Source organism: Brachybacterium hainanense (assembly GCF_042434575.1).
In the GTDB taxonomy this organism is placed as follows: domain Bacteria; phylum Actinomycetota; class Actinomycetes; order Actinomycetales; family Dermabacteraceae; genus Brachybacterium; species Brachybacterium hainanense.
In genome coordinates this window covers 86,533-108,755 of the sequence record NZ_JBHLSV010000015.1, presented here as the reverse complement: position 1 = coordinate 108,755, position 22,223 = coordinate 86,533, and the positions used below count along the sequence as shown (strand labels likewise).

The following is a 22,223-nucleotide window of genomic DNA, read 5'->3' as shown; positions in this document are numbered from 1 at the left end:
CGTGCGCGCGGCCGATGCGCGCCAGGAGGAGACCGCCCGCGACGCGGAGCCGGTGCTGCGGCTGATCGGCCGCGCCCCGGGGGAGCGCGGTCCGGGGCAGCGGCGTGCCGTCCGGGCCGCGCGCGAGGATCCCGGGGCGCGGCAGTCGGAGCTCGCCGAGCGCCTCGGCGTGCGCCAGCAGACGGTGTCGCGGGCCTTGCGCACCGCGGGCTTCCACGAGGAGCAGGCGGCGCGGCCCCTCGCCGAGCGTCTGCTCGCCATGATCGACCTCACGTCGGGGCGCTAGCGGGCGCGGCAGGAGAGGCGAGGGCACGGCGCGGCGAGTATCCTGTGGACCGCGCGCGACGCGTGCACCCGCGATCCCTGCCCCGCAGTCGCCGCGCCCCCGCTGCGCGCTGCGGGCGAACTGCCACCGAGGAGACCCATGGCGACGACGAACGACCTCAAGAACGGACTGGTCCTGAACCTGGAGGGCCAGCTCTGGAGCGTGGTGGAGTTCCAGCACGTCAAGCCCGGCAAGGGCCCGGCCTTCGTCCGCACGAAGCTGAAGAACGTCCTGTCCGGCAAGACCGTCGACAAGACCTTCAACGCCGGCCTGAAGGTCGAGACCGCCACGGTCGACAAGCGCGACATGCAGTACTCCTACCTCGATGGCGACCTGTTCGTCTTCATGGACACCACCACCTGGGAGCAGACCAACGTCACGGCCGACATCGTGGGCGATGCCGCGGACTTCCTCCTCGAGGGCCAGGACGTCGTCGTGGCCTTCCACGAGGGCACCGTGCTGTACGTCGAGCTGCCCGCCTCCGTCGTCCTCGAGATCTCGCACACCGAGCCGGGCCTGCAGGGCGATCGCTCCTCCGGCGGCACCAAGCCCGCCACCCTCGAGACCGGCCGCGAGATCCAGGTCCCGCTGTTCCTCGAGCAGGGCACCAAGGTCAAGGTCGACACCCGCAGCGGCGACTACCTCGGACGCGCCTGAGGTGACGGACTCCTCCGCCGCCCCGGCAGGCAAGGGGCCCGACCTCCCTCTCCCGTTCCGCGAGACCGACGGGGAGGTCGCGTTCGAGCGCACCGTCCCGGCGCGCACCGACCGTCTCTCGGCGCGCACCCGCGAACGGATCCGGGCGATCGATGTCGTCTTCGAGGCCGACGCCCGCCAGCTCCCCGTCCTCGAGGTGCTCGCCCAGCGGATCGGCCGCACCGCGGCGCAGACTCCGCTGCCCGACCGGTCCCGCGAGCTCGTGCGCCTGTACGCGCAGCATGCCGAGGACATCGACGACCAGCTCGCGACCCATTCCCGCGACTGGCCGCTGCACCGCATGCCGGCCGTGGACCGGGCCGCCCTGCGCCTGGGCGCGGCGGAGGTCCTGCACGGCACGCAGGCGGAGGACCGTGGTCCTGTGATCGGCGAGTACACGAAGATCGTCTCGGAGCTGTCCACCGACGACTCCCCGCGCTTCGTCAACGGGCTGCTGCAGCGGCTCGCGGACGTCCAGGGCCTGCTGTCCTGAAGCGCTGGCCCGCTGTCCTGAAGCGCCGCGGCGGGAGCCGCCCCCGGCTCCCGCGGCGCCCGGGCCGATCCTGGACAGCAGCGCCCTCCTGTCTGCGCGACCGCTAGACTGGGCCCGGACAAGACCGACGTCTCCAACCTTTAACCGCACGTCCTGTGAGGCGTGGAAGGGAGGACCGCGTTGCACGACGCAGCCCGAACCACCGCAGTGCTGGGGCCCGACGAGATCCGTCGAGCCCTCACCCGCATCTCCCATGAGATCCTCGAGGGCGGCCATGGCGCCGACGACCTCGTCCTCCTGGGGATCCCCCATCGAGGGGTGCCCCTCGCCGACCGGCTCGGCGCGACGATCCTCGAGGCGGAGGGCCGCTCCGCCGGCGACCTCCGGGAGATCTCCGGATCCCTCGACATCACCCTGCACCGGGATGATCTGCGCCGCGCGCCCACCCGGCAGCCGGCCCCGACGATCATCCCGCCGGGCGGGATCGACGGCCGCACCGTCGTCCTGGTCGATGACGTCCTCTTCTCCGGCCGCACCGTCCGCGCCGCCCTCGACGCGCTCTCCGGCATCGGTCGCCCCGCTGTCGTGCGCCTGGCCGTGCTCGTCGACCGCGGGCATCGTGAGCTGCCGATCCGCGCCGATCACGTCGGCAAGAACCTTCCCACCTCCCGCACCGAGCGCGTCCACGTCCGCCTCCAGGAGACCGACGGGATCGACGAGGTCTCGATCGTGCGCCCGGCCGACGCCCCTGAGGCGATCGCCGACCAGGCCACCATCGGGCAGGAGGACCCGCGCGCATGAAGCACTTCATCTCCATCGCCGACCTGTCCCGCGCCGAGGCCGAGTCCGTCCTCGCCACGAGCGAGCAGATGGCAGCCACCCAGTCGCGCTCGATCCGCAAACTGCCGACCCTCGTCGGCACGACCGTGGTGAACCTCTTCATGGAGGACTCCACGCGGACCCGCATCAGTTTCGAGGCCGCCGCGAAGCGGCTCTCGGCGGACGTGATCAACTTCTCCGCGAAGGGCTCGAGCCTGTCCAAGGGCGAGTCCCTCAAGGACACCGCGCTCACCCTCCAGGCGATGGGCGCGGACGCGGTCGTCATCCGCTCGAGCTCCTCGGGCGCCGCGCACCGTCTCGCGCACGGCGGCTGGATCGACCAGCCCGTGGTCAACGCGGGCGACGGCACCCATGAGCATCCCACCCAGGCGATGCTCGACGCCTTCACCCTGCGCCGCCATCTGGGCGGCCGCACCGGGGGAGAGGGGCTGGACGGGCTGCATGTCGTCATCGTGGGCGACATCCTGCACTCGCGCGTGGCCCGCTCCAACGTGCTCCTGCTGACCCTGCTGGGCGCGCGGGTCACGCTCGTCGCCCCGCCCTCGCTCATCCCCGTGCACAGCGAGGGCTGGCCCTGCGCGGTCAGCTACGACCTCGACGCGGCCCTCGCGGAGGGCCCTGACGCCGTGATGATGCTGCGGGTCCAGCGCGAGCGCATGGTCGGCGGCGGCTTCTTCCCGACGGAGGGCGAGTACGCGCGCCGCTACGGCCTGTCCGCCGTCCGCGCCGACCGGCTGCCGGAGCACACCCTCGTCATGCACCCGGGTCCGATGAACCGGGGCTTCGAGATCGCCGGATCCGTCGCCGACGGTCCGCGCAGCGTCATCGTGGAGCAGGTCGCCCACGGCGTCAGCGTGCGCATGGCCGTGCTCTACCATCTGCTCGCCTCCAACGCCCGGGAGAACGCCTCATGACCAGCTCGAGCATCCTCATCACCGGCGGCTCCCTGTACGGGGAGCGCACCGCCGACCTGCTCGTCCGCGACGGCGTGATCGCCGAGATCTCCGAGCCCGGCGCGCGCCTCGAGCCCCCGACGGGAGGGGAGATCGTCGACGCGACGGGCTGCATCCTGCTGCCCGGCCTCGTGGACCTGCACACCCATCTGCGCGAGCCCGGGGGCGAGGAGGCCGAGACCGTCGACACCGGCACCCGGGCCGCCGCCCGCGGCGGCTTCACCGCCGTGCACGCGATGGCCAACACCACCCCGGTGGCCGACACCGCGGGAGTCGTCGAGCTGGTCCTGCGCCGAGGCGAGGAGGCGGGACACTGCGATGTCCGCCCCATCGGCGCGGTCACGGTCGGGCTCGGCGGGGAGCGGCTCGCGGAGCTGGACGCCATGGCGGGCTCACGGGCTCGGGTGCGCGTGTTCAGCGACGACGGCAAGTGCGTGCACGACCCGGTCCTCATGCGCCGGGCCCTGGAGTACGTCAAGTCCTTCGACGGCGTGATCGCCCAGCACGCGCAGGACCCGCGCCTTACCGCGGGGGCGCAGATGCACGAGGGCGCGGTCTCCGCGGAGCTGGGCCTGGCCGGCTGGCCGGCCGTCGCGGAGGAGTCGATCATCGCCCGGGACGTGCTGCTGGCCGAGCACGTCGGCAGCCGCCTGCACGTCTGCCATCTCTCGACCGCGGGCAGCGTCGGCATCATCCGCTGGGCGAAGGCCCGCGGAGTCGACGTCACCTGCGAGGTGACCCCGCATCATCTGCTGCTGACCGATGATCTGGTCCGGGGCTACGACGCGACCTACAAGGTGAACCCGCCGCTGCGGACCGCCGCGGACGTGGAAGCGGTCCGGGAGGGCCTCGCCGACGGCACCATCGACATCGTCGCGACCGATCACGCCCCGCATCCGCGCGACGCCAAGGACCGCGAGTGGGACCAGGCGGCCATGGGCATGACGGGACTGGAGACCGCCCTGCCCGTCCTGCAGCAGACCATGGTCGACGAGGGCCGGCTGAGCTGGCGCGATGTGGCCCGGGTGCTCTCCGCGACGCCGTCGCGCATCGCCCGGGACGAGACCCAGGGGCGTCCCCTCGAGGAGGGCGAGCCCGCCAACGTCCTCGTCTGGGACCCGCGCCCCCGTACCGTCGTCGATCCGATCGAGCATGCCTCCCGCAGCACTAACACCCCCTTCCGCGGACGCGAGCTGCCCGGCCGCAACGTGCTCACGCTGCTGCGGGGTCGCCCCACCGTCCGCGACGGCCGCGTGCTGGACCGCCCGGCCGGGGAGGCCTGAGCGGTGGAGCATCTGCCTCCGATCCTCTTCCTCCTCGCCGTCTTCCTCCTGCTGCTGGCCCTGATGCTGAAGGGCTGGCGCTCCCGCGCCTCCCGGCAGGTCGGGGCAGGGCTCCCCGCACCGCGGCCTCTCCCGAGCGCCGCGGACGTGCCCTCCGCGGCGGCCGCGGGCGTCTATGTCGCCACGACGAGCGCGCAGCGGCATCTCGAGCGGATCGCGGCCCACGGTCTGGGCTCCCGCTCCCGGGTCAGCCTCGTGCCGGGCCCGGAGACCGCCCACGGCGCCTGGGAGATCCGCCGGGAGGGCGCGCCCTCCTTCGCGATCCCGGCCGAGGATCTCGTGGAGATCACCACGGCCCCCGGGATGGTCGGCAAATGGATGGGCGGCGACGCGCTGCTCGTCCTGCGCTGGCGGCTGGGCGCCGAGCTGCTGGACACCGGAGTGCGCCTGGACTCCCGCGCCGACCACGACCGCCTGCTGGCCCATGCGCCGCACTCCGACCCCACCTCTGACCCGATCTCCTGGAAGGAGACCCCATGACCCCCCTCCGCCCCGACACCGGTCACCGCGCCGAGAAGGCGCTGCTCGTCCTCGAGGACGGCACCATCCTGCGCGGACGCGCCTACGGTGCCCGCGGCGCGCGCCTGGGCGAGGTCGTCTTCACCACCGGCATGACCGGATACCAGGAGACCCTGACCGACCCGTCCTTCGCCGGCCAGATCGTCGTGCAGACCGCCCCCCACATCGGGAACACCGGCGCGAACGCGACGGACATGGAGTCGCGGCGCGTCTGGGTGCGCGGCTACGCGGTGCGCGAGGCGAGCCGCATCACCTCGAACTGGCGCAGCGAGCAGAGCCTGGACGAGCTGCTGCTGTCCGAGGAGGTCGTCGGCATCAGCGGGATCGACACCCGCATGCTCACCCGGATCCTGCGCGAGCACGGCTCCCTGCGCGGCGGCATCTTCTCGGGCTCCGCCCTCGAGGGCGCGAGCGAGACGGAGCTCGTCTCCCGGGTCCAGGGCGAGCCCGAGATGACCGGCGCGAACTTCCTCGACGAGGTCACCATCGCCCAGCCCGTCGTGATCGAGCCCGAGGGAGAGGTCATCGGGACCGTCGCGGCCCTGGACCTCGGCATCAAGGGGGCCACCCCCCGGCAGATGGCCGCCCGCGGCCTGCGCGTGCACCTGCTGCCCGCCTCCACGAGCCTCGAGGAGCTCCTCGCGACCGGGCCGGATGCGGTCTTCTTCTCCAACGGCCCCGGCGATCCGGCCGCGGCCGACGCCCAGGTCGAGCTGCTGCGCGGCGTGCTGGACCGCCAGATCCCCTTCTTCGGGATCTGCTTCGGCAACCAGCTGCTGGGCCGCGCGCTCGGCTTCGGGACCTACAAGCTCAAGTACGGCCACCGCGGCATCAACCAGCCCGTGCTGGACCGCGAGACCGGCAAGGTCGAGATCACCGCGCAGAACCACGGATTCGCCGTCGACGTCCCGCTCGAGGGCGAGCACGTCGCCCCGCACGACGGCGGTCGCTACGGCCGCGTCGTGGTCTCGCACGTGGGGCTGAACGACGACGTGGTCGAGGGGATCCGCTGCCTGGATATGCCGGCCTACTCCGTCCAGTACCACCCGGAGGCGGCCTCGGGCCCCCACGACGCCTCCTACCTCTTCGATCGCCTCGTGGACCTCGTGCGCTCCTCCCGGGCGTCCCGCGCCGCCAGCTCCGATCCCGCCGTCAGCAAGGAGTCCTGATGCCCCGCCGTTCCGACATCTCCTCTGTCCTCGTCATCGGCTCCGGCCCGATCGTCATCGGCCAGGCCGCGGAGTTCGACTACTCCGGGACCCAGGCCTGCCGCGTGCTGCGCGAGGAGGGCCTGCGGGTCATCCTCGTCAACTCCAACCCGGCCACGATCATGACCGATCCGGACATCGCCGACGCGACCTACGTCGAGCCGATCGACCCCGACATCATCCGGTCGATCATCGAGAAGGAGCGCCCCGATGCGATCCTCCCGACCCTCGGCGGACAGACCGCGCTGAACGCCGCGATCGCCCTCGAGGAGCGCGGCATCCTCGCCGAGTTCGACGTCGAGCTGATCGGTGCGCGCATCGATGCGATCCACAAGGCGGAGGACCGCCAGCTCTTCAAGGAGGTCGTGGACCGCGTGGGCGGCGAGTCCGCGCGCTCGCGGATCTGCCACAGCGTCGAGGACCTCCTGGACGCCGCGGAAGATCTGGGCTACCCGATGGTCGTGCGACCGAGCTTCACGATGGGCGGCCTCGGCTCCGGCATGGCCTACGACGAGGCGGACCTGCGCCGCATCGGCGGCGACGGCCTGCACTACTCGCCGACCACCGAGGTCCTCCTCGAGGAGTCCATCCTCGGCTGGAAGGAGTTCGAGCTCGAGCTCATGCGCGACCGCAACGACAACTGCGTCGTGGTCTGCTCGATCGAGAACGTCGACCCGGTCGGCGTGCACACCGGCGACTCCGTCACCGTCGCCCCGGCCCTGACCCTCACCGACGTCGAGCTGCAGAACCTGCGCGACCTCGGCATCGGCATCATCCGCGAGGTCGGCGTCGACACAGGCGGCTGCAACGTGCAGTTCGCGATCCATCCCGACACCGGCCGCGTGGTCGTCATCGAGATGAACCCGCGGGTCTCCCGGTCCTCCGCGCTCGCCTCGAAGGCGACCGGCTTCCCGATCGCCAAGATCGCCGCGCGCCTCGCGATCGGCTACACCCTCGACGAGATCCGCAACGACATCACCGGGACCACCCCGGCGAGCTTCGAGCCGACCCTCGACTACATCGTGGTGAAGACCCCGCGCTTCGCCTTCGAGAAGTTCCCCGGCGCGGACCCGACGCTGACCACGACGATGAAGAGCGTCGGCGAGGCGATGGCGATCGGGCGCTCCTTCACGGAGGCGCTCGGCAAGGCGCAGCGCTCCCTCGACGTCAAGCACGCGGTCGTCGACTACGCCGCGCCCGTCCCCGGCCCCGCGGACGTCACCGACCTGCTCGACGCCATCCGCACGCCCACGGAGCGGCGCCTCGGGCAGATCGCCCAGATCCTCCGCGCCGCCGCCCGCGGCATCGTGGAGCCCTCCGAGACGATCGAGCGGCTCTACGAGTCCACCGCGATCGACCGCTGGTTCCTCGACCAGATGCTGCTGGTCGCAGAGGTCGCCGAAGAGGTCCGCACGGCCGATGTCCTGGACCGCGATCTGCTGGAGCTCGCCAAGCGGCACGGCCTGTCCGACGTGCAGATCGGTCAGCTCCGGGGCCTGGGGGACGAGGTCGTCAAGGGCGTGCGCGAGGCTCTCGGGGTGAATCCCGTCTTCAAGACGGTCGACACCTGCGCCGCCGAGTTCGCCTCCCGGACCCCGTACCACTACTCGTCCTACGATCAGGAGACCGAGGTCGAGCCGCGCACGAAGCCGGCGATCCTCATCCTGGGCTCAGGCCCCAACCGCATCGGCCAGGGCATCGAGTTCGACTACTCCTGCGTGCACGCGGCGCTGGCCCTGGGCCTCGCGCAGGAGCAGGGCGGCCCCGGCTACGAGACGGTCATGGTCAACTGCAACCCCGAGACCGTCTCGACGGACTATGACATCGCCGACCGGCTCTACTTCGAGCCCCTCACCTTCGAGGACGTCGTCGAGGTCTACGAGGCCGAGCTCGCGGCCGGCCCGGTCGCCGGCGTGATCGTCCAGCTGGGCGGGCAGACCCCGCTCTCGCTCGCCCGCCGCCTGCAGGAGGCCGGTCTGCCGATCATCGGCACGAGCCCGACCGCCATCGACGCGGCGGAGGACCGCGGCGCCTTCGGAGCCGTGCTCGCCGATGCCGACCTCCCGGCTCCGCCCTACGGCACGGCCTGGGGCCTCGTCGACGCGATCGAGGTCGCGCGCGGCGTCGGCTACCCGGTGCTCGTGCGCCCCAGCTACGTGCTGGGCGGGCGCGGCATGGAGATCGTCTACGACGAGGAGGGGCTGATCGACTACGTCGCGCGCAACCTTCCCGACGGCGGCCGGGCCGAGGCGCCGATCCTCATCGACCGCTTCCTGGACACGGCGATGGAGATCGACGTGGACGCCCTGTACGACGGCGAGGAGCTGTACATCGGCGGCGTCATGGAGCACATCGAGGAGGCCGGCATCCACTCCGGAGACTCGGCCTGCACGCTGCCGCCGGTCACCCTCTCCGCCGCGATGATCGAGCGCATCCGCGCCTCGACCCATGCGATCGCCAAGGGCGTGGGCGTGCACGGGCTGCTCAACGTGCAGTACGCCCTGTCCCAGGACATCCTGTACGTCCTCGAGGCGAACCCGCGGGCGTCCCGGACCGTCCCGTTCGTCGCGAAGGCGACCGGGGTGCAGCTCGCGCAGGCCGCCGCCCTGGTGATGGCCGGCGACACGATCGCGGACCTGCGCTCGCGCGGCGTGCTGCCGCTCCGCGGCGACGGCACGGATCTGCCCGCCGACTCCCCGATCGCGGTCAAGGAGGCGGTCCTCGCGTTCAAGCGCTTCCGCACCGCTGAGGGGCGCGCGGTGGATTCCCTCCTGGGCCCGGAGATGCGCTCGACCGGCGAGGTCATGGGCATGGACTCCACCTTCCCGCTCGCCTTCGCGAAGTCCCAGCTCGCGGTCGCCGGGCAGGGGCTCCCGGCGGCCGGCACCGTGTTCGTCTCGGTCGCCGATCGCGACAAGCGCGGGCTCTCGCTCCCGGTCGCGCGTCTCGCGGCGCAGGGCTTCGACATCCTCGCGACCACGGGCACGGCGCAGGTCCTCTCGCGACACGGCATCCCCTGCCGCACGATCGCGAAGGCCTCGGACCGCTCCGCGGAGGGCAGCGTCATCGAGCTCATCGAGTCCGGTCAGGTCGCCCTCGTGCTGAACACCCCCTCGGGCTCGAACGCCCGGGCCGACGGCTACGCCATCCGCGCCGCCGCGACCAGCATGGACGTCCCGATCATCACGACGCTCCAGGAGTTCCACGCGGCCGTCCAGGCGATCGAGGCGCTCCCGGAGGGCTCCTACGCTGTGACGAGCCTGCAGGACCACGTCCGACGGCTCGAGACCGACCGCCGGGCGGCTCTCGTCGAGGCCGGGGCATGAGCGCCGCCTTCGGCGCACGGCTGCAGCAGGCCGTCGCGGAGCACGGGCCGATCCTCGCCGGGATCGACCCCCACGCTGCGCTGCTCGAGGCGTGGGGGCTGCCTGACACGGCGGACGGCGTGCGCGAGTTCTCGCAGCGGACGCTCGAGGCGGTGGCCGGAGAGGTCGCGGCGATCAAGCCGCAGTCGGCCTTCTTCGAGCGGCACGGCTCGGCGGGAGCGGCCGCTCTCGAGGAGCTCCTGGCCCGCGCGCGCGAGCGCGGCGTGCTGAGCATCCTGGACGTCAAGCGGGGCGACATCGGCTCGACCATGGGTGCCTACGCGGAGGCCTACCTGCGTCCGGGCTCCCCCCTCGAGGCCGATGCGATCACCGTGAGCCCCTATCTGGGCTTCGGCTCCCTCGCCCCGGCGTTCGAGCAGGTCGCCTCCGCAGGCAAGGGCGTGTTCGTCCTCGCGCTGACCTCGAACCCCGAGGGCCCCGAGGTCCAGCATGCCCGTTCCGGCTCCGGGAGCGTGGCCGGGCGCATCGTCGCGCAGGTCGCGGAGCTGAACGCCGCCGCTCCGGCGGGCACCTGGGGGAGCGCCGGCCTCGTCGTCGGCGCGACCGTCGGGGATGCGGTGCGGGAGCTGGGCATCGACCTCGTCGGGACCCGCGGGCCGCTGCTGGTGCCGGGATTCGGCGCCCAGGGCGCCGGGCCCGCGGACCTTCCGCGGGTGTTCGGAGAGGCGGCGCCGCAGGTGCTGGTGTCCGTATCGCGGGGTCTGCTGAAGGCCGGGGGAGAGGTGGCCGATCTGCGGGCCGCCGCCCGGGACCTGCGCGCCGCCTACACGGCGAAGGCCGCTCCCGGCGGAGCTCGCTGAGCCGCGCCGCCGGAGGGCGAGGAGCCCTCCGGCGGCCCCCATGACGCGCCGAAACGCCCGGATGTGGTGCAATACCTGGGCCGATACGCGTAGTGTGAGCGCCGCGGCGCCTGCATAGCGCTAGTCTCTACCCACCACCGCACCTGGCACCCCGTCGGGTCGGAGCCGACGACGACGACAGAACATGAGGTAATCACCGTGGCTCTTCCTCCTCTGACTCCCGAACAGCGGGCCGAGGCCCTGAAGAAGGCCGCCGAGGCACGTCGCGAGCGCGCCGCCATCAAGGCGCGTCTGAAGGACAGCACCGGTCGCCGTGGCGAGGAGATCTCCAAGGTCCTGAAGGAAGCCGAGTCCAACGAGGTCATCGGTCGCCTGCGCGTCTCCGCGCTGCTCGAGTCCCTGCCGGGCGTGGGCAAGGTCAAGGCGCAGCAGATCATGGAGGAGATCGGCATCTCCCCCTCCCGCAAGATCCGCGGCCTCGGCTCCCACCAGGCCGACAAGCTCGTCGCACACTTCTCGGAGTGAGCGCGCCGCACCGGGACGGGACCGCTCCCCACCCCGTCCCGGTCACGGTCCTGGCGGGACCGACGGCCGTGGGCAAGGGCACCGTCTCCGCGGCGATCAGGGCCCGCTACCCGCAGATCCACGTGTCCGTGAGCGCGACCACCCGAGCACCGCGTCCCGGGGAGATCGACGGGGTGCACTATCACTTCGTCAGCGACGAGGAGTTCACCCGGCTGGTCGAGAGCGGGCAGATGCTCGAATGGGCGGTGGTCCACGGACGCAACAAATACGGCACCCCTCGCGCCGCCGTCGAGGAGGCCGTCACCGCCGGTCGTCCGGTGCTGCTCGAGATCGACCTCGCCGGAGCACGCCAGGTCCGCGAGTCGCTGCCGGCGGCGCGATTCGTCTTCCTCGCCCCTCCGGACTGGGACACGCTCGTGGACCGGCTCGTGGGTCGCGGCACGGAGGACGAGCAGGAGCGCGCCCGCCGTCTGGAGACGGCGAGGGTCGAGCTCGCGGCGGAGCCGGAGTTCGACGTCACGATCGTCAACGACACCGTCGACCGGGCGACCGACGAGCTCGCGCGCCTGATGGGCGTCGAGCCGGAGCGGTCCTGATCCCGGAGGGGCCCATCGGCCCTCGCGCGCACCATGTGAGCAAGTCGCCCGACCGGCCGCGGTGCAGCCCGGCCTGCGGCGGCGTATCCTGGTGCGTCGGACCCATCCATCTACCGAAAGGGACGTGACGTGTTCGGAACCGTCGCCCAGCCCGAGGGCATCACGAATCCGCCGATCGACCGTCTCCTCGAGGACGTCGACTCGAAGTACGCGCTGGTCCTGTACTCGGCGCAGCGCGCGCGGCAGATCAACGCCTACTACGCCCAGCTGTCCGAGGGGCTGCTGGAGTACGTGGGCCCGCTGGTCGACGTCGAGAACCAGGAGAAGCCGCTGTCCATCGCGCTGCGCGAGATCGACGAGGGTCTCCTGACCGTGCGTGAGGTCGACGAGAGCGAGTTCGAGCAGGCCCCGGTCGACGGCCCCGCACCGCTCGAGCTGGGCGATGACGCGCCCGAGGCTCCGCTGGCGGACTTCAGCTTCTGAGGGTGGACGCCGCATGAGCGTGCCGACGACCCTGGCCGGCGCCCGCGTGATCGTCGGCGTCGGCGGGGGGATCGCCGCGTACAAGGCCGCGCACCTGGTGCGCGGCCTCGTCGCGTCGGGGGCAGAGGTGCGGGTCGTCCCGACCGCCTCGTCCCTCGAGTTCGTGGGCGCTGCGACCTGGGAGGCCCTCAGCCACCAGCGCGTGCTCACGAGCGTCTTCGAGGACGTCGAGCAGGTCGCCCATGTCCGCCTGGGGCAGGAGGCGGATCTGGTGGTCGTCGTGCCCGCGACCGCGGATCTGCTGGCGCGCGTGCGGATGGGGCGCGCCGACGACCTCCTCGCGGCCACCCTGCTGGTCGCGCGCGGTCCCGTGATGCTCGCCCCGGCCATGCACACCGAGATGTGGCTGCATCCTGCGACCGTCGAGAACGTCGCGGTGCTGCGCAGCCGGGGGGCCGTCGTGCTCGAACCCGCTGTGGGTCGGCTGACCGGGCCGGACTCCGGCCCGGGCCGGCTTCCGGAGCCGGAGGCGATCCTCGCGGCGGCGGCCGCGGTGATGGCGGCCCCGCGGGACGGCTCCGGCGCGGTGCGGCGCGACCTGGAGGGGCTGCGCGTGCTCGTCACCGCCGGTGGCACGCGGGAGGAGATCGACCCGGTCCGGTACATCGCCAACCATTCCTCCGGCAAGCAGGGCTGGGCGCTCGCCCATGCCGCTCTCGCCCGGGGAGCCCAGGTGACCCTGCTGGCGGCGAACGTCGAGGCGGAGACGCCGCCGGGGGCCGAGCGCCGCGACGTGGGCAGCGCCGCCGAGCTCGCGGCAGCGGTCGCGGAGCTGCGCGAGGACGCCGACGTGCTCGTGATGGCGGCCGCGGTCGCGGACTTCACGCCCCGCACCCGGGCGGAGGCGAAGATCAAGAAGGTCGAGGGGCAGGACGCGCCGCCCATCGACCTCACCCGCACCGAGGACATCCTCCGCAGGAGCGTGGAGGTCCGCGCGGCACGGCGGGAGGTCGCGCCGGGCGCGGCTCCGCGGATCATCGTCGGCTTCGCCGCGGAGACCGGCTCCGCGCAGTCCAGCTCCCTCGAGCTCGCCCGGCTGAAGGCACGACGCAAGGGTGCGGACCTGCTGGTCTTCAACGACCTCACCGCCGGGGTGTTCGGGGCGGAGACCAACAGCGTGCGCATCCTTGACACCGAGGGCGCCGATGTGGCCGAGGTCACCGGTGAGAAGGTCCGTGTGGCCCACGGTGTGCTGGACCAGGTCGTCGGTCTGCTCGGCGACGTACGCTTGCAGGCATGAGTTCGAGCGCGCTCCGCTATTTCACCTCCGAGTCCGTCACCGAGGGCCATCCCGACAAGATCTGCGACCAGATCTCGGACTCCATCCTCGACGATCTGCTCGCCCAGGACCGCGACGCGCGCGTCGCGGTCGAGACCATGGTGACCACCGGTCTGGTCCACGTCGCCGGCGAGGTCCGGACCGAGGGCTACAGCGACGTCGCCAGGATCGTGCGCGACGTGATCCGCGAGATCGGCTACGACTCGAGCCTCAAGGGCTTCGACGCCGACAGCTGCGGCATCGAGGTGTCCATCGGCGCGCAGTCCCCAGACATCGCGGCCGGCGTGGACTCCTCGGTCGAGGTGCGCGACGGCGGCTCCGCGGAGTCCTTCGCCTCCCTCGGCGCGGGGGACCAGGGCCTCATGTTCGGCTACGCCTGCAACGACACCGAGGAGCTCATGCCGCTGCCCATCCACGCGGCGCACCGCCTCTCGAAGAACCTCTCGACCGCTCGGCGCGACGGGGTCCTGCCCTACCTGCGTCCGGACGGGAAGACGCAGGTGACCATCGGCTACGACGACCGAGGAGTGGCCCGCAGCGTCGACGCGATCGTCGTCTCGACCCAGCACGCCGAGGAGGTCGAGCTGGCCACCCAGCTCGACCCGGCGATCCGCACCGTCGTCATCGCCCCGGTGCTCGAGGAGCTCGCCGGCTACGGCCTGGACACCTCCGACGTCACCTTCCACATCAACCCCTCCGGCCGCTTCGTCATCGGCGGCCCCAAGGGCGATGCGGGCCTGACCGGCCGCAAGATCATCGTGGACACCTACGGCGGTATGGCTCGCCACGGAGGCGGGGCCTTCAGCGGCAAGGACCCCAGCAAGGTGGATCGCTCCGGGGCGTACGCGATGCGCTGGGTCGCGAAGAACATCGTCGCCGCGGGCCTCGCGGACCGCGCCGAGGTCCAGGTCGCCTATGCGATCGGGGTCGCGCAGCCGGTGGGGCTGTACGTCGAGACCTTCGGGACGGGCACCGCCCCGGATCACCAGATCGCCGCCGCCGTGAAGAAGGTCTTCGACCTGCGGCCCGCCGCGATCATCGACGCCCTCGACCTGCTGCGTCCCATCTACGCGAAGACGTCCGTGCACGGCCACTTCGGGCGCGAGCTGCCGGAGTTCACCTGGGAGCGCACGGACCGCGCCGACGAGCTGGCGAGGGCCCTGTGACGCCCGCCGCGTCGCCGCAGCTGGACCCCGCGATCGCCGCCCGGCTGACGCGGGACGAGCACGGTCTGATCGCCGCGATCGTCCAGGACGCGAGCAGCCGCGCCGTGCTCATGCTCGGCTGGATGGACGACGAGGCGCTGCGTCGCACCCTCACCGAGGGACGCGTGACCTTCTGGTCCCGCAGCCGGCAGGAGTACTGGCGCAAGGGCGACACGAGCGGACATGCGCAGTGGGTGCGCTCGGCCGCGCTGGACTGCGACGGCGACGCGCTGCTGCTCGAGGTCGACCAGATCGGTGCCGCCTGCCACCGGGGGACCACCACCTGCTTCGACGGCGGCGAGCTCGACCCCGTCGTGACCGATCCCGAGGAGCGCGCCGCATGACGCCCCGCCCCGTGTCCTATCCCGAGCTCGTCGCCGGGATCGAGGGAGACCTCCTCGGCGTCGTCCAGCCCGATCGCGAGACCTTCCGCGCGCTCGCGGCCCAGCAGCGGATCGTCCCCGTGACCCTGCGCCTGCTGGCCGACGAGGACACCCCGATCACGCTGTACCGCCGGCTCACCGACGGCGACGACCCGCGCGGCACCTTCCTCCTGGAGTCCGCGGGGGAGGGCGAGCAGTCGCGCTGGTCGATCATCGGCGCGAAGGCCCGGGCGATCCTCACCGAGCGCGAGGGGCGCGCCCGCTGGTTCGGCGACGTCCCCGCAGGGCTTCCGGAGAGCGAGGACCCGCTCGAGGTGCTGCGCACCCTGACCGAGGCGTTCCGCGCGGTCCGGATGCCGCAGCTGCCCCCGTTCACCGGCGGGCTGGTCGGCTTCATCGCCTACGACGCGGTCCGTCGCTGGGAGACGCTGCCCGAGGCACCGCCGGACGAGCTCGGGCTGCCGGACCTGTCCCTCCAGCTCGCCGAGGACGTCGCGGTGCACGATGCGCACGACGCGACGGTGCTGCTCGTGGCCAACGCCCTGAACCTCAACGGCACCGCCGAAGGGGTCGACGCCGCGTACGACGACGCCCTGGCCCGCATCGACGCGATGGTCTCGCGCCTGCGCCGGCCCCTCGAGCCGCGGCCCGCCGCCTACGACGTGGTCCGCGACGCGGAGCCGGTCGCTCGCACCACCCGCGAGGAGTACGAGGCCTCCGTGCGTGCGGCGGTCCGCGACATCGTGGACGGCGAGATCTTCCAGGTCGTCCCCTCGCAGAGGTTCTCGCTGCCCACGGCGGAGGACCCGCTGGACATCTACCGGGTCCTGCGCCGCATGAACCCCAGCCCCTACATGTTCCTGCTGCGCGGCGTGGACGGCCACGGCGAGCCGGTCGACGTCGTCGGCGCGAGCCCCGAGTCCCTCGTGACAGTCCGGGGAGGCACCGCGACGACCCATCCGATCGCCGGCTCCCGCCCCCGCGGCACGGATCCGGCGCAGGACGAGGAGCTCGCCGCCGATCTGCTCGCCGATCCCAAGGAGCGCTCCGAGCACCTCATGCTGGTCGACCTCGCCCGCAACGACCTGCAGCGCTTCTGCGAGCCCGGCAGCGTGGTGGTGCGCGACTTCATGCACATCCAGCGCTACTCGCACATCCAGCACATCGTCTCGACCGTCACAGGAGATGTCCGCGAGGACGCCTCCGCCTTCGACGCCCTGCAGGCGACATTCCCGGCAGGAACCCTGTCCGGGGCGCCGAAGCCCAGGGCGATGCAGATCATCGACCGCCTCGAGCCGGTGCGCCGCGGCATCTACGGCGGCACCGTCGGCTACATCGACTTCGCCGGGGACATGGACATGGCGATCGCGATCCGCACCGCCGTGCTGCGCCGCGGCGTGGCGCACGTGCAGTCCGGAGGCGGGGTCGTGGCCGCCTCGGACCCGACCATGGAGCATCGTGAGGCGCAGTCCAAGGCCGCGGCCGCGCTCCGGGCCGTCGCGAGCGCGCGGACCCTGCGGGTCGCAGGCGGAGGGGCGGGATCCGGCGGCGACGCCGACACGGGAGCGGAGCGGCGATGATCTCCCGTCGCAGCGCCGTGCTGGCAGGTCTCGCGCTGTCGGCCGGGATGGCGGGACTGACCCGGACCACCTGGACCACCGCGAGCGCCGTCGACCTGGCCGGCACCACCCGGGACCTCGACATCGCCGGGGGCGACGTCGCCCCGGGCGTCCTCGCCCTCGCCCTCGTGGGGATCGCCGCCTCGCTGGCGACCTCCCTGTCCTCGGCCTGGATACGCCTGGTGTCCGGACCCGCCCTCGTCCTCGCAGGTCTCGGCGCGGCCGCCGCCGCGATGCTCGTGCGGGCGGACCCCCTGGGCACGTCCCGCTCGGCGATCGCCGAGGCGGTCGGGGTGGTCGGAGGCGAGGCCGCCGCCGAGTCGACCCTGTGGCCCCTGGGCGTGCTCGTCCCTGCGGCGCTGCTGGTCGTGCTCGGGGTGCTCGTGCTGCGCGGGGGCGGAGCCTGGTCCCGCAGCAGCCGCCACGCGCGGGCCACCCGCTCCGCGGTCGCGGTGCGGGACGTCGACCCGGCCGAGGATCCGGCGGGCGTCTGGGATGCCCTGACCCTGGGGGAGGACCCCAGCGAGGAGCTGGGGGACGAGCCCGGGAGCACATCCCGCTCTGCACCGGACCGGGGCGGGGACGGAGCCGATGAGGGGCCGCGCTCCGTGGCACAATAGGGGCGTCCTCGCCCAGCGTGCGTCATGATTCGAAGAAGGAACCCATGCCTCAGACCTACTCCGTCCCGCCTGCCCCGCCGCACAACGAGGGCAAGACCACGGCCGCCTGGGTCATGACCGTCGGCACGGTGATCGGGTCGATCGTCGTCGCGCTCGGGCTGGTGTTCTCGTCCTCGATGATGATGGCCGTCGGCGCGGCGGTGATCGCGCTCACCATCGTGCTGAGCATCGTCCTGCGCATGGCGGGCCTCGGCCAGAAGTCGCGTTCGGGCGCCCGTCCATGACCTCTGCGGCACGGCCCGGCCGCGCCGCCCCCGTCCTGCGCCGCGCCCTCCTGCCGGCCGCGATCCTCGCGGCCGCCGGGAGCGGCGCGGTCCTTCTGCAGGGCGTGTTCGATCCCTTCCGGCAGGATGTGCCGCTGTGCCCGCTGCATGCGCTGACCGGGCTGGACTGCCCCGGCTGCGGCGCCACCCGGGCCGTGCATGCGCTGCTGGACGGGGACCTGCTCCTCGCCCTGCAGAACAACGCCCTGCTCGTCCTCGCGATCCCGCTGCTCGTCGTCGTCTTCGCGCGCTGGACCCTGCGACGGATCCGCGGCCGGGAGGCGCAGGCGATCGAGCCCTCCCGGGCCCTCGTGATCGGCGTCGTCGCGCTCGTCGCCGTCTACACCATCGCCCGGAACCTCCCCTGGTTCCCCTTCCTCGCCCCGACCTCCCTGATCGGGGCCTAGGCCCCGCGCCCCGGCCGGCCCGTCCGGCCGTCCATCCGCATACCGTCCCTGCAGGAGAGCATCCGTGACCAGCACCGGAACCGTCCTCGACGACATCATCGCCGGCGTGCGCGAGGACATGGCCGAGCGCCGCTCCCGCGTCTCCGACGCCGCCCTGAAGCGGCTCGCCGCCCAGGTCGCCCCCGCCCTCGACGCCCGCGCCGCGATCGCCGGGGACGGTGCGACCATGGGCCTGATCGCCGAGGTCAAGCGGGCGAGCCCCTCCAAGGGCGAGCTCGCCGAGATCACCGATCCCGCCGAGCTCGCCGCCGTCTACGCCGCCGCGGGAGCCGGCGCGGTCAGCGTGCTCACCGAAGGTCGGCGCTTCCGGGGCAGCCTCGCCGACCTCGACGCCGTGCGCCGTCGCGTCGAGATCCCGGTGCTGCGCAAGGACTTCGTCGTGGATCCCTATCAGGTGCACGAGGCGCGCGCCCACGGCGCGGACCTGGTCCTGCTGATCGTGGCCGCCCTCGACGACGACGCGCTGCGCTCCCTGTACGAGCTCATCGGCGAGCTCGGCATGCAGGCGCTCGTCGAGACGCACACCCCGCAGGAGCTCGAGCGGGCGCTGGACCTGGGGGCCGGGATCATCGGCGTCAACGCCCGGGACCTGAAGACCCTCGACGTCGACCTCGAGCGCGCTGCGACGCTCCTCGGTCAGATCCCGGCGGGCCCGCTCGCGATCGGGGAGTCCGCGGTCGCGGGCCGCGAGGACGTGGTCGCCTACGCCGAGGCCGGAGCGGACGCCGTGCTCGTGGGGGAGGCCCTGGTCACCGGGGCCGATCCCGCCGGCGCCGCCCGCTCCTTCCGCACCGTCCCCCGTCGCCCCCGCGGGCCCCTCGCCCCGTCCACCACCACGAAGGGATCCGACGCGTGAGCACCTCCTCGGACCTGCCCCAGACCCCGCCCACCGCCGCGGCCGCGCCCTCGCGCGCCCGGGAGCTGCGCGCTGAGACCGGGCCGTACTTCGGCGACTTCGGCGGGCGCTTCCTGCCCGAGGCGCTGATCCCGGCCCTCGACGAGCTGAACGAGGTCTACGAGAAGGCGCTCGTGGATCCGGACTTCACCGCCGAGCTGCGTCGCCTCGCCCTCGAGTACACGGGACGCCCCTCCCTGCTGAGCGAGGCACCCCGTTTCTCACAGCTCGCAGGCGGCGCGCGCATCCTCCTCAAGCGTGAGGACCTGAACCATACGGGCAGCCACAAGATCAACAACGTCCTGGGCCAGGCGCTGCTCACGAAGCGCATGGGCAAGACCCGGGTGATCGCGGAGACCGGCGCCGGCCAGCACGGCGTCGCCACAGCGACGGCCGCGGCCCTGTTCGGCCTGGACTGCACGATCTACATGGGCGAGGAGGACACCGAGCGGCAGGCCCTGAACGTCGCCCGCATGCGCCTGCTGGGAGCGGAGGTCGTCCCCGTCACCCACGGCTCGCGCACCCTCAAGGACGCGATCAACGAGGCCTTCCGCGACTGGGTCACGAACGTGGCCACCACCCACTACCTGCTGGGCACCGTCGCCGGCCCCCATCCCTTCCCGGTCATGGTCCGCAACTTCCACCGGATCATCGGCGAGGAGGCGCGAGCGCAGGTGCTCGACGTCGCCGGACGGCTGCCGGACGCGGCGGTCGCCTGCGTGGGCGGCGGCTCCAACGCGATGGGCCTGTTCCATGCCTTCCTCGACGATGCGGAGGTCCGCCTGATCGGGTGCGAGGCCGGGGGCGACGGCGTCGCGACCGGACGCCACAGCGCGACGATCGGCGGGGGCCGACCCGGCGTTCTGCACGGCGCCCGGTCGATGGTCATGCAGGACGAGGACGGCCAGACCATCCCCTCGCACTCGGTGAGCGCGGGGCTGGACTACCCGAGCGTCGGACCTGAGCACGCATGGCTCGCGGACATCGGCCGGGCAGAGTATCGCGCCGTCGACGACGAGGCGGCGATGGAGGCCTTCGCGCTGCTGTCCCTGACGGAGGGGATCATGCCCGCCCTCGAGTCGGCGCATGCCCTCGCCGGTGCGCTCCAGCTGGGCCGCGAGCTCGGCCCCGAGGCGGTGATCCTCGTCTGCCTCTCCGGGCGCGGGGACAAGGACGTGCACACCGCCTCGAGCTGGTTCGGCCTGCTGGGCGAGGCGGGCGGAGCCCCCGCCCGCGGCGACCTCGAGGCGCTCAAGGCCCGCGCCCGCGAGGCCCTCGCCGCGGCCGCGTCCCCGCGCGGCGCGGCGACCCCTGAGACGACCTCCGAGGAGACGGCATGAGCCAGCCCATCACCCCCGCAGACCGGCAGAACCCCGCGGAGCCGGGGCGGCTGCGCGCCGCCGCCGTCCTCTCCCGCACCCGGGAGGAGGGACGCCCCGCGCTCATCGGCTACCTCCCGGTCGGCTTCCCCGACCTCGCCGGGTCCATCGCCGCGGCCCGCACGCTGATCGAGCACGGCGTCGACATGATCGAGCTGGGGCTGCCCTTCTCCGATCCCGTCATGGACGGCCCCGTGATCCAGGAGGCGGCGACCCGCGCGCTCGAGGGCGGGACCCGTACCCGGCACGTGCTGCAGGCCGTCTCCGAGCTGTCCGGTCGCGGCGCCGCGATCGTCGTCATGTCGTACTGGAACCCGATCCTCGCCTATGGCGTGGACGCCTTCGCCCGGGACCTCGCCGCGGCCGGAGGAGCCGGTCTGATCACGCCCGATCTCACGCCCGACGAGGCGGGGGAGTGGATCGCCGCGAGCGAGCGCCATGGCGTGGACCGGATCTTCCTGGTGGCCCCGAGCTCGCCGCGAGAGCGGCTCGAGTACGTGGTGGGGCACACGCGGGGCTTCGTCTACGCCGCGAGCACGATGGGCGTGACCGGAACCCGGACGAGCGTCTCGACCGCGACCGAGGGTCTCGTGGCCCGGACCCGGGAGGCCGGGGCGCAGAACGTGTGCGTGGGCCTCGGGGTCTCGACCGGGGACCAGGCCGCCGAGGTGGGCGCGTACGCGGACGGCGTGATCGTCGGCTCCGCGTTCGTGCGAGCCCTCCTCGAGGCGGAGCCGGGGGATCTCGCGCCGCTCGCCGCGGTCGCCGACGACCTGCGCGCCGGGATCGACCGGGCACGTCCCCGGCAGGCGCGGGTCGCCCAGGAGGGGGCCGGGGCATGACCCTCGCCGGCATCCCGAGCTCGCCGATCTCCTCGCTGTCTCTGGGCCCGCTGACGATCCACTTCTACGCGCTGTGCATCCTCGCCGGGATCGCCGTCGCGCTGTGGTGGGGGACGAAGCGCTGGGAGAAGCGGGGCGGCAGCGCGGACGACCTCTTCGACATCGCCTTCGCCGCCGTGATCGCCGGCATCGTCGGCGCTCGTCTCTGGCACGTGCTGTCCTCGCCCGAGCCGTACTTCGGGCCGGGCGGCGATCCCTTGTCGGTGCTCCGTATCTGGGAGGGCGGCCTCGCCATCTGGGGAGCCGTCGCGGGCGGCGCCCTGGCCATGTGGATCATGGCACAGCGCAAGGGCGTGTCCTTCGTCGCGGTCGCGGACACCTTCGCGCCGACTCTCATGGTCGCCCAGGCGCTGGGACGCGTGGGCAACTGGTTCAACCAGGAGCTCTACGGCGGCCCGACCGATCTGCCGTGGGCCTGGGACGTGACCTGCGTGACGGGCGGGCAGAGCATCGGCGGCTGCGTCCCCGGCAGCTATCACCCGACGTTCCTGTACGAGATGCTCTGGAACCTCGTCGGCGTGGTGCTGCTGCTCGCCCTCGAGAAGCGCTTCTCCCTGGGCGGCGGACGCGTGTTCTGGTCCTACGCCGCGATCTACTCGACCGGTCGCGCCTGGATCGATGCGATGCGGACCGAGCCCGTCTTCATGCTGGGCGAGCTGCGCATCCACACCGTCGTGGCGCTCGCGACGCTCGTGGTGTCCGTCCTCATGATCATCCTGCTGACGCATCGCCGCTCTGCGCGCGGCGGGGAGGTCCGCGCGGCGGACGGTTCCTTCGCGCTTCCGCAGCCCGGGACGAGCAGCGACGACGAGGGGCACGGCAACGAGTCTGAAAGGCAAGATTCCTAGTCTCGGAATCTGGATGTCGTGCCGCGGGCTGGTCCGTGGCGTGCATAGAATGCGGCACCCGGTGTTCGCGATGGTG

General features: G+C 72.7%; 24 protein-coding genes. All 24 read left to right on the top strand.

All coding sequences use genetic code 11. From position 1 onward, the window contains the following. The coding region (locus tag ACFFF6_RS12935) for a helix-turn-helix domain-containing protein (protein ID WP_376981344.1) at positions 1-286 on the top strand (286 nt) is incomplete at its 5' end. A 138-nt stretch (positions 287-424) separates the two neighbouring features. After that, positions 425-982, top strand: coding sequence for an elongation factor P (gene efp / locus ACFFF6_RS12930; RefSeq protein ID WP_376981342.1), 558 nt, complete (start codon positions 425-427; stop codon positions 980-982). A 1-nt stretch (position 983) separates the two neighbouring features. Further along, positions 984-1,514, top strand: coding sequence for a transcription antitermination protein NusB (locus ACFFF6_RS12925; RefSeq protein ID WP_376981340.1), 531 nt, complete (start codon positions 984-986; stop codon positions 1,512-1,514). Between the two features lie 180 nt (positions 1,515-1,694). Beyond that, on the top strand, positions 1,695-2,315 hold the full coding sequence (gene pyrR, locus ACFFF6_RS12920; protein ID WP_376981338.1) for a bifunctional pyr operon transcriptional regulator/uracil phosphoribosyltransferase PyrR: 621 nt from the start codon (positions 1,695-1,697) through the stop codon (positions 2,313-2,315). After that, positions 2,312-3,268 (top strand): aspartate carbamoyltransferase catalytic subunit, encoded by a 957-nt coding sequence (locus ACFFF6_RS12915; RefSeq protein WP_376981336.1) that lies wholly within the window; start codon positions 2,312-2,314, stop codon positions 3,266-3,268. The genes pyrR and ACFFF6_RS12915 overlap by 4 nt, the downstream gene beginning before the upstream one ends. Further along, positions 3,265-4,590 carry a dihydroorotase gene (locus ACFFF6_RS12910; RefSeq protein WP_376981334.1) on the top strand — a complete coding sequence of 442 codons (1,326 nt, stop codon included), beginning with the start codon at positions 3,265-3,267 and terminating at the stop codon, positions 4,588-4,590. The genes ACFFF6_RS12915 and ACFFF6_RS12910 overlap by 4 nt, the downstream gene beginning before the upstream one ends. 3 nt (positions 4,591-4,593) lie before the next feature. Further along, positions 4,594-5,130, top strand: a complete 537-nt coding sequence (locus tag ACFFF6_RS12905; protein ID WP_376981332.1) for a PH-like domain-containing protein — start codon at positions 4,594-4,596, stop codon at positions 5,128-5,130. Next, positions 5,127-6,338, top strand: a complete 1,212-nt coding sequence (carA, locus tag ACFFF6_RS12900; RefSeq protein WP_376981330.1) for a glutamine-hydrolyzing carbamoyl-phosphate synthase small subunit — start codon at positions 5,127-5,129, stop codon at positions 6,336-6,338. Before ACFFF6_RS12905 ends, carA begins: the two co-directional genes overlap by 4 nt. Beyond that, the gene (gene carB, locus ACFFF6_RS12895; RefSeq protein ID WP_376981328.1) at positions 6,338-9,703 is read left to right on the top strand and encodes a carbamoyl-phosphate synthase large subunit; all 3,366 of its coding nucleotides are present in this window, start codon (positions 6,338-6,340) and stop codon (positions 9,701-9,703) included. Before carA ends, carB begins: the two co-directional genes overlap by 1 nt. Next, positions 9,700-10,563 (top strand): orotidine-5'-phosphate decarboxylase, encoded by an 864-nt coding sequence (pyrF, locus tag ACFFF6_RS12890; protein WP_376981326.1) that lies wholly within the window; start codon positions 9,700-9,702, stop codon positions 10,561-10,563. Before carB ends, pyrF begins: the two co-directional genes overlap by 4 nt. Before the next feature lie 198 nt (positions 10,564-10,761). Continuing rightward, entirely contained in the window at positions 10,762-11,088 is a 327-nt protein-coding gene (mihF, locus tag ACFFF6_RS12885) for an integration host factor, actinobacterial type (RefSeq protein ID WP_376981324.1), read from the top strand. Next, positions 11,085-11,684: a guanylate kinase gene (gmk, locus tag ACFFF6_RS12880; RefSeq protein ID WP_376981322.1), complete on the top strand. Its 600-nt coding sequence runs from the start codon at positions 11,085-11,087 to the stop codon at positions 11,682-11,684. Before mihF ends, gmk begins: the two co-directional genes overlap by 4 nt. A gap of 129 nt (positions 11,685-11,813) precedes the next feature. Then, the gene (gene rpoZ / locus ACFFF6_RS12875; RefSeq protein ID WP_376981321.1) at positions 11,814-12,167 is read left to right on the top strand and encodes a DNA-directed RNA polymerase subunit omega; all 354 of its coding nucleotides are present in this window, start codon (positions 11,814-11,816) and stop codon (positions 12,165-12,167) included. Positions 12,168-12,180: 13 nt separating this feature from the next. Next, positions 12,181-13,467 carry a bifunctional phosphopantothenoylcysteine decarboxylase/phosphopantothenate--cysteine ligase CoaBC gene (coaBC, locus tag ACFFF6_RS12870; protein ID WP_376981319.1) on the top strand — a complete coding sequence of 429 codons (1,287 nt, stop codon included), beginning with the start codon at positions 12,181-12,183 and terminating at the stop codon, positions 13,465-13,467. Continuing rightward, positions 13,464-14,672 (top strand): methionine adenosyltransferase, encoded by a 1,209-nt coding sequence (metK, locus tag ACFFF6_RS12865; protein ID WP_376981317.1) that lies wholly within the window; start codon positions 13,464-13,466, stop codon positions 14,670-14,672. Before coaBC ends, metK begins: the two co-directional genes overlap by 4 nt. Next, positions 14,669-15,055, top strand: a complete 387-nt coding sequence (hisI, locus tag ACFFF6_RS12860) for a phosphoribosyl-AMP cyclohydrolase (protein WP_376981315.1) — start codon at positions 14,669-14,671, stop codon at positions 15,053-15,055. The genes metK and hisI overlap by 4 nt, the downstream gene beginning before the upstream one ends. After that, entirely contained in the window at positions 15,052-16,674 is a 1,623-nt protein-coding gene (locus ACFFF6_RS12855; protein WP_376981313.1) for an anthranilate synthase component I, read from the top strand. The genes hisI and ACFFF6_RS12855 overlap by 4 nt, the downstream gene beginning before the upstream one ends. Next, positions 16,671-17,333 carry a Trp biosynthesis-associated membrane protein gene (locus tag ACFFF6_RS12850; RefSeq protein WP_376981311.1) on the top strand — a complete coding sequence of 221 codons (663 nt, stop codon included), beginning with the start codon at positions 16,671-16,673 and terminating at the stop codon, positions 17,331-17,333. The genes ACFFF6_RS12855 and ACFFF6_RS12850 overlap by 4 nt, the downstream gene beginning before the upstream one ends. 44 nt (positions 17,334-17,377) lie before the next feature. After that, on the top strand, positions 17,378-17,617 hold the full coding sequence (locus ACFFF6_RS12845) for an HGxxPAAW family protein (RefSeq protein ID WP_376981309.1): 240 nt from the start codon (positions 17,378-17,380) through the stop codon (positions 17,615-17,617). Beyond that, the gene (locus ACFFF6_RS12840) at positions 17,614-18,063 is read left to right on the top strand and encodes a DUF2752 domain-containing protein (RefSeq protein WP_376981307.1); all 450 of its coding nucleotides are present in this window, start codon (positions 17,614-17,616) and stop codon (positions 18,061-18,063) included. The genes ACFFF6_RS12845 and ACFFF6_RS12840 overlap by 4 nt, the downstream gene beginning before the upstream one ends. Before the next feature lie 64 nt (positions 18,064-18,127). Continuing rightward, positions 18,128-18,979: an indole-3-glycerol phosphate synthase TrpC gene (gene trpC / locus ACFFF6_RS12835; protein ID WP_376981305.1), complete on the top strand. Its 852-nt coding sequence runs from the start codon at positions 18,128-18,130 to the stop codon at positions 18,977-18,979. 65 nt (positions 18,980-19,044) lie between these two features. Continuing rightward, positions 19,045-20,358, top strand: coding sequence for a tryptophan synthase subunit beta (gene trpB, locus ACFFF6_RS12830; protein ID WP_376981350.1), 1,314 nt, complete (start codon positions 19,045-19,047; stop codon positions 20,356-20,358). After that, positions 20,355-21,239 carry a tryptophan synthase subunit alpha gene (trpA, locus tag ACFFF6_RS12825; protein ID WP_376981303.1) on the top strand — a complete coding sequence of 295 codons (885 nt, stop codon included), beginning with the start codon at positions 20,355-20,357 and terminating at the stop codon, positions 21,237-21,239. Before trpB ends, trpA begins: the two co-directional genes overlap by 4 nt. Continuing rightward, positions 21,236-22,147, top strand: a complete 912-nt coding sequence (gene lgt / locus ACFFF6_RS12820) for a prolipoprotein diacylglyceryl transferase (protein WP_376981302.1) — start codon at positions 21,236-21,238, stop codon at positions 22,145-22,147. The genes trpA and lgt overlap by 4 nt, the downstream gene beginning before the upstream one ends. Positions 22,148-22,223: the final 76 nt, after the last annotated feature.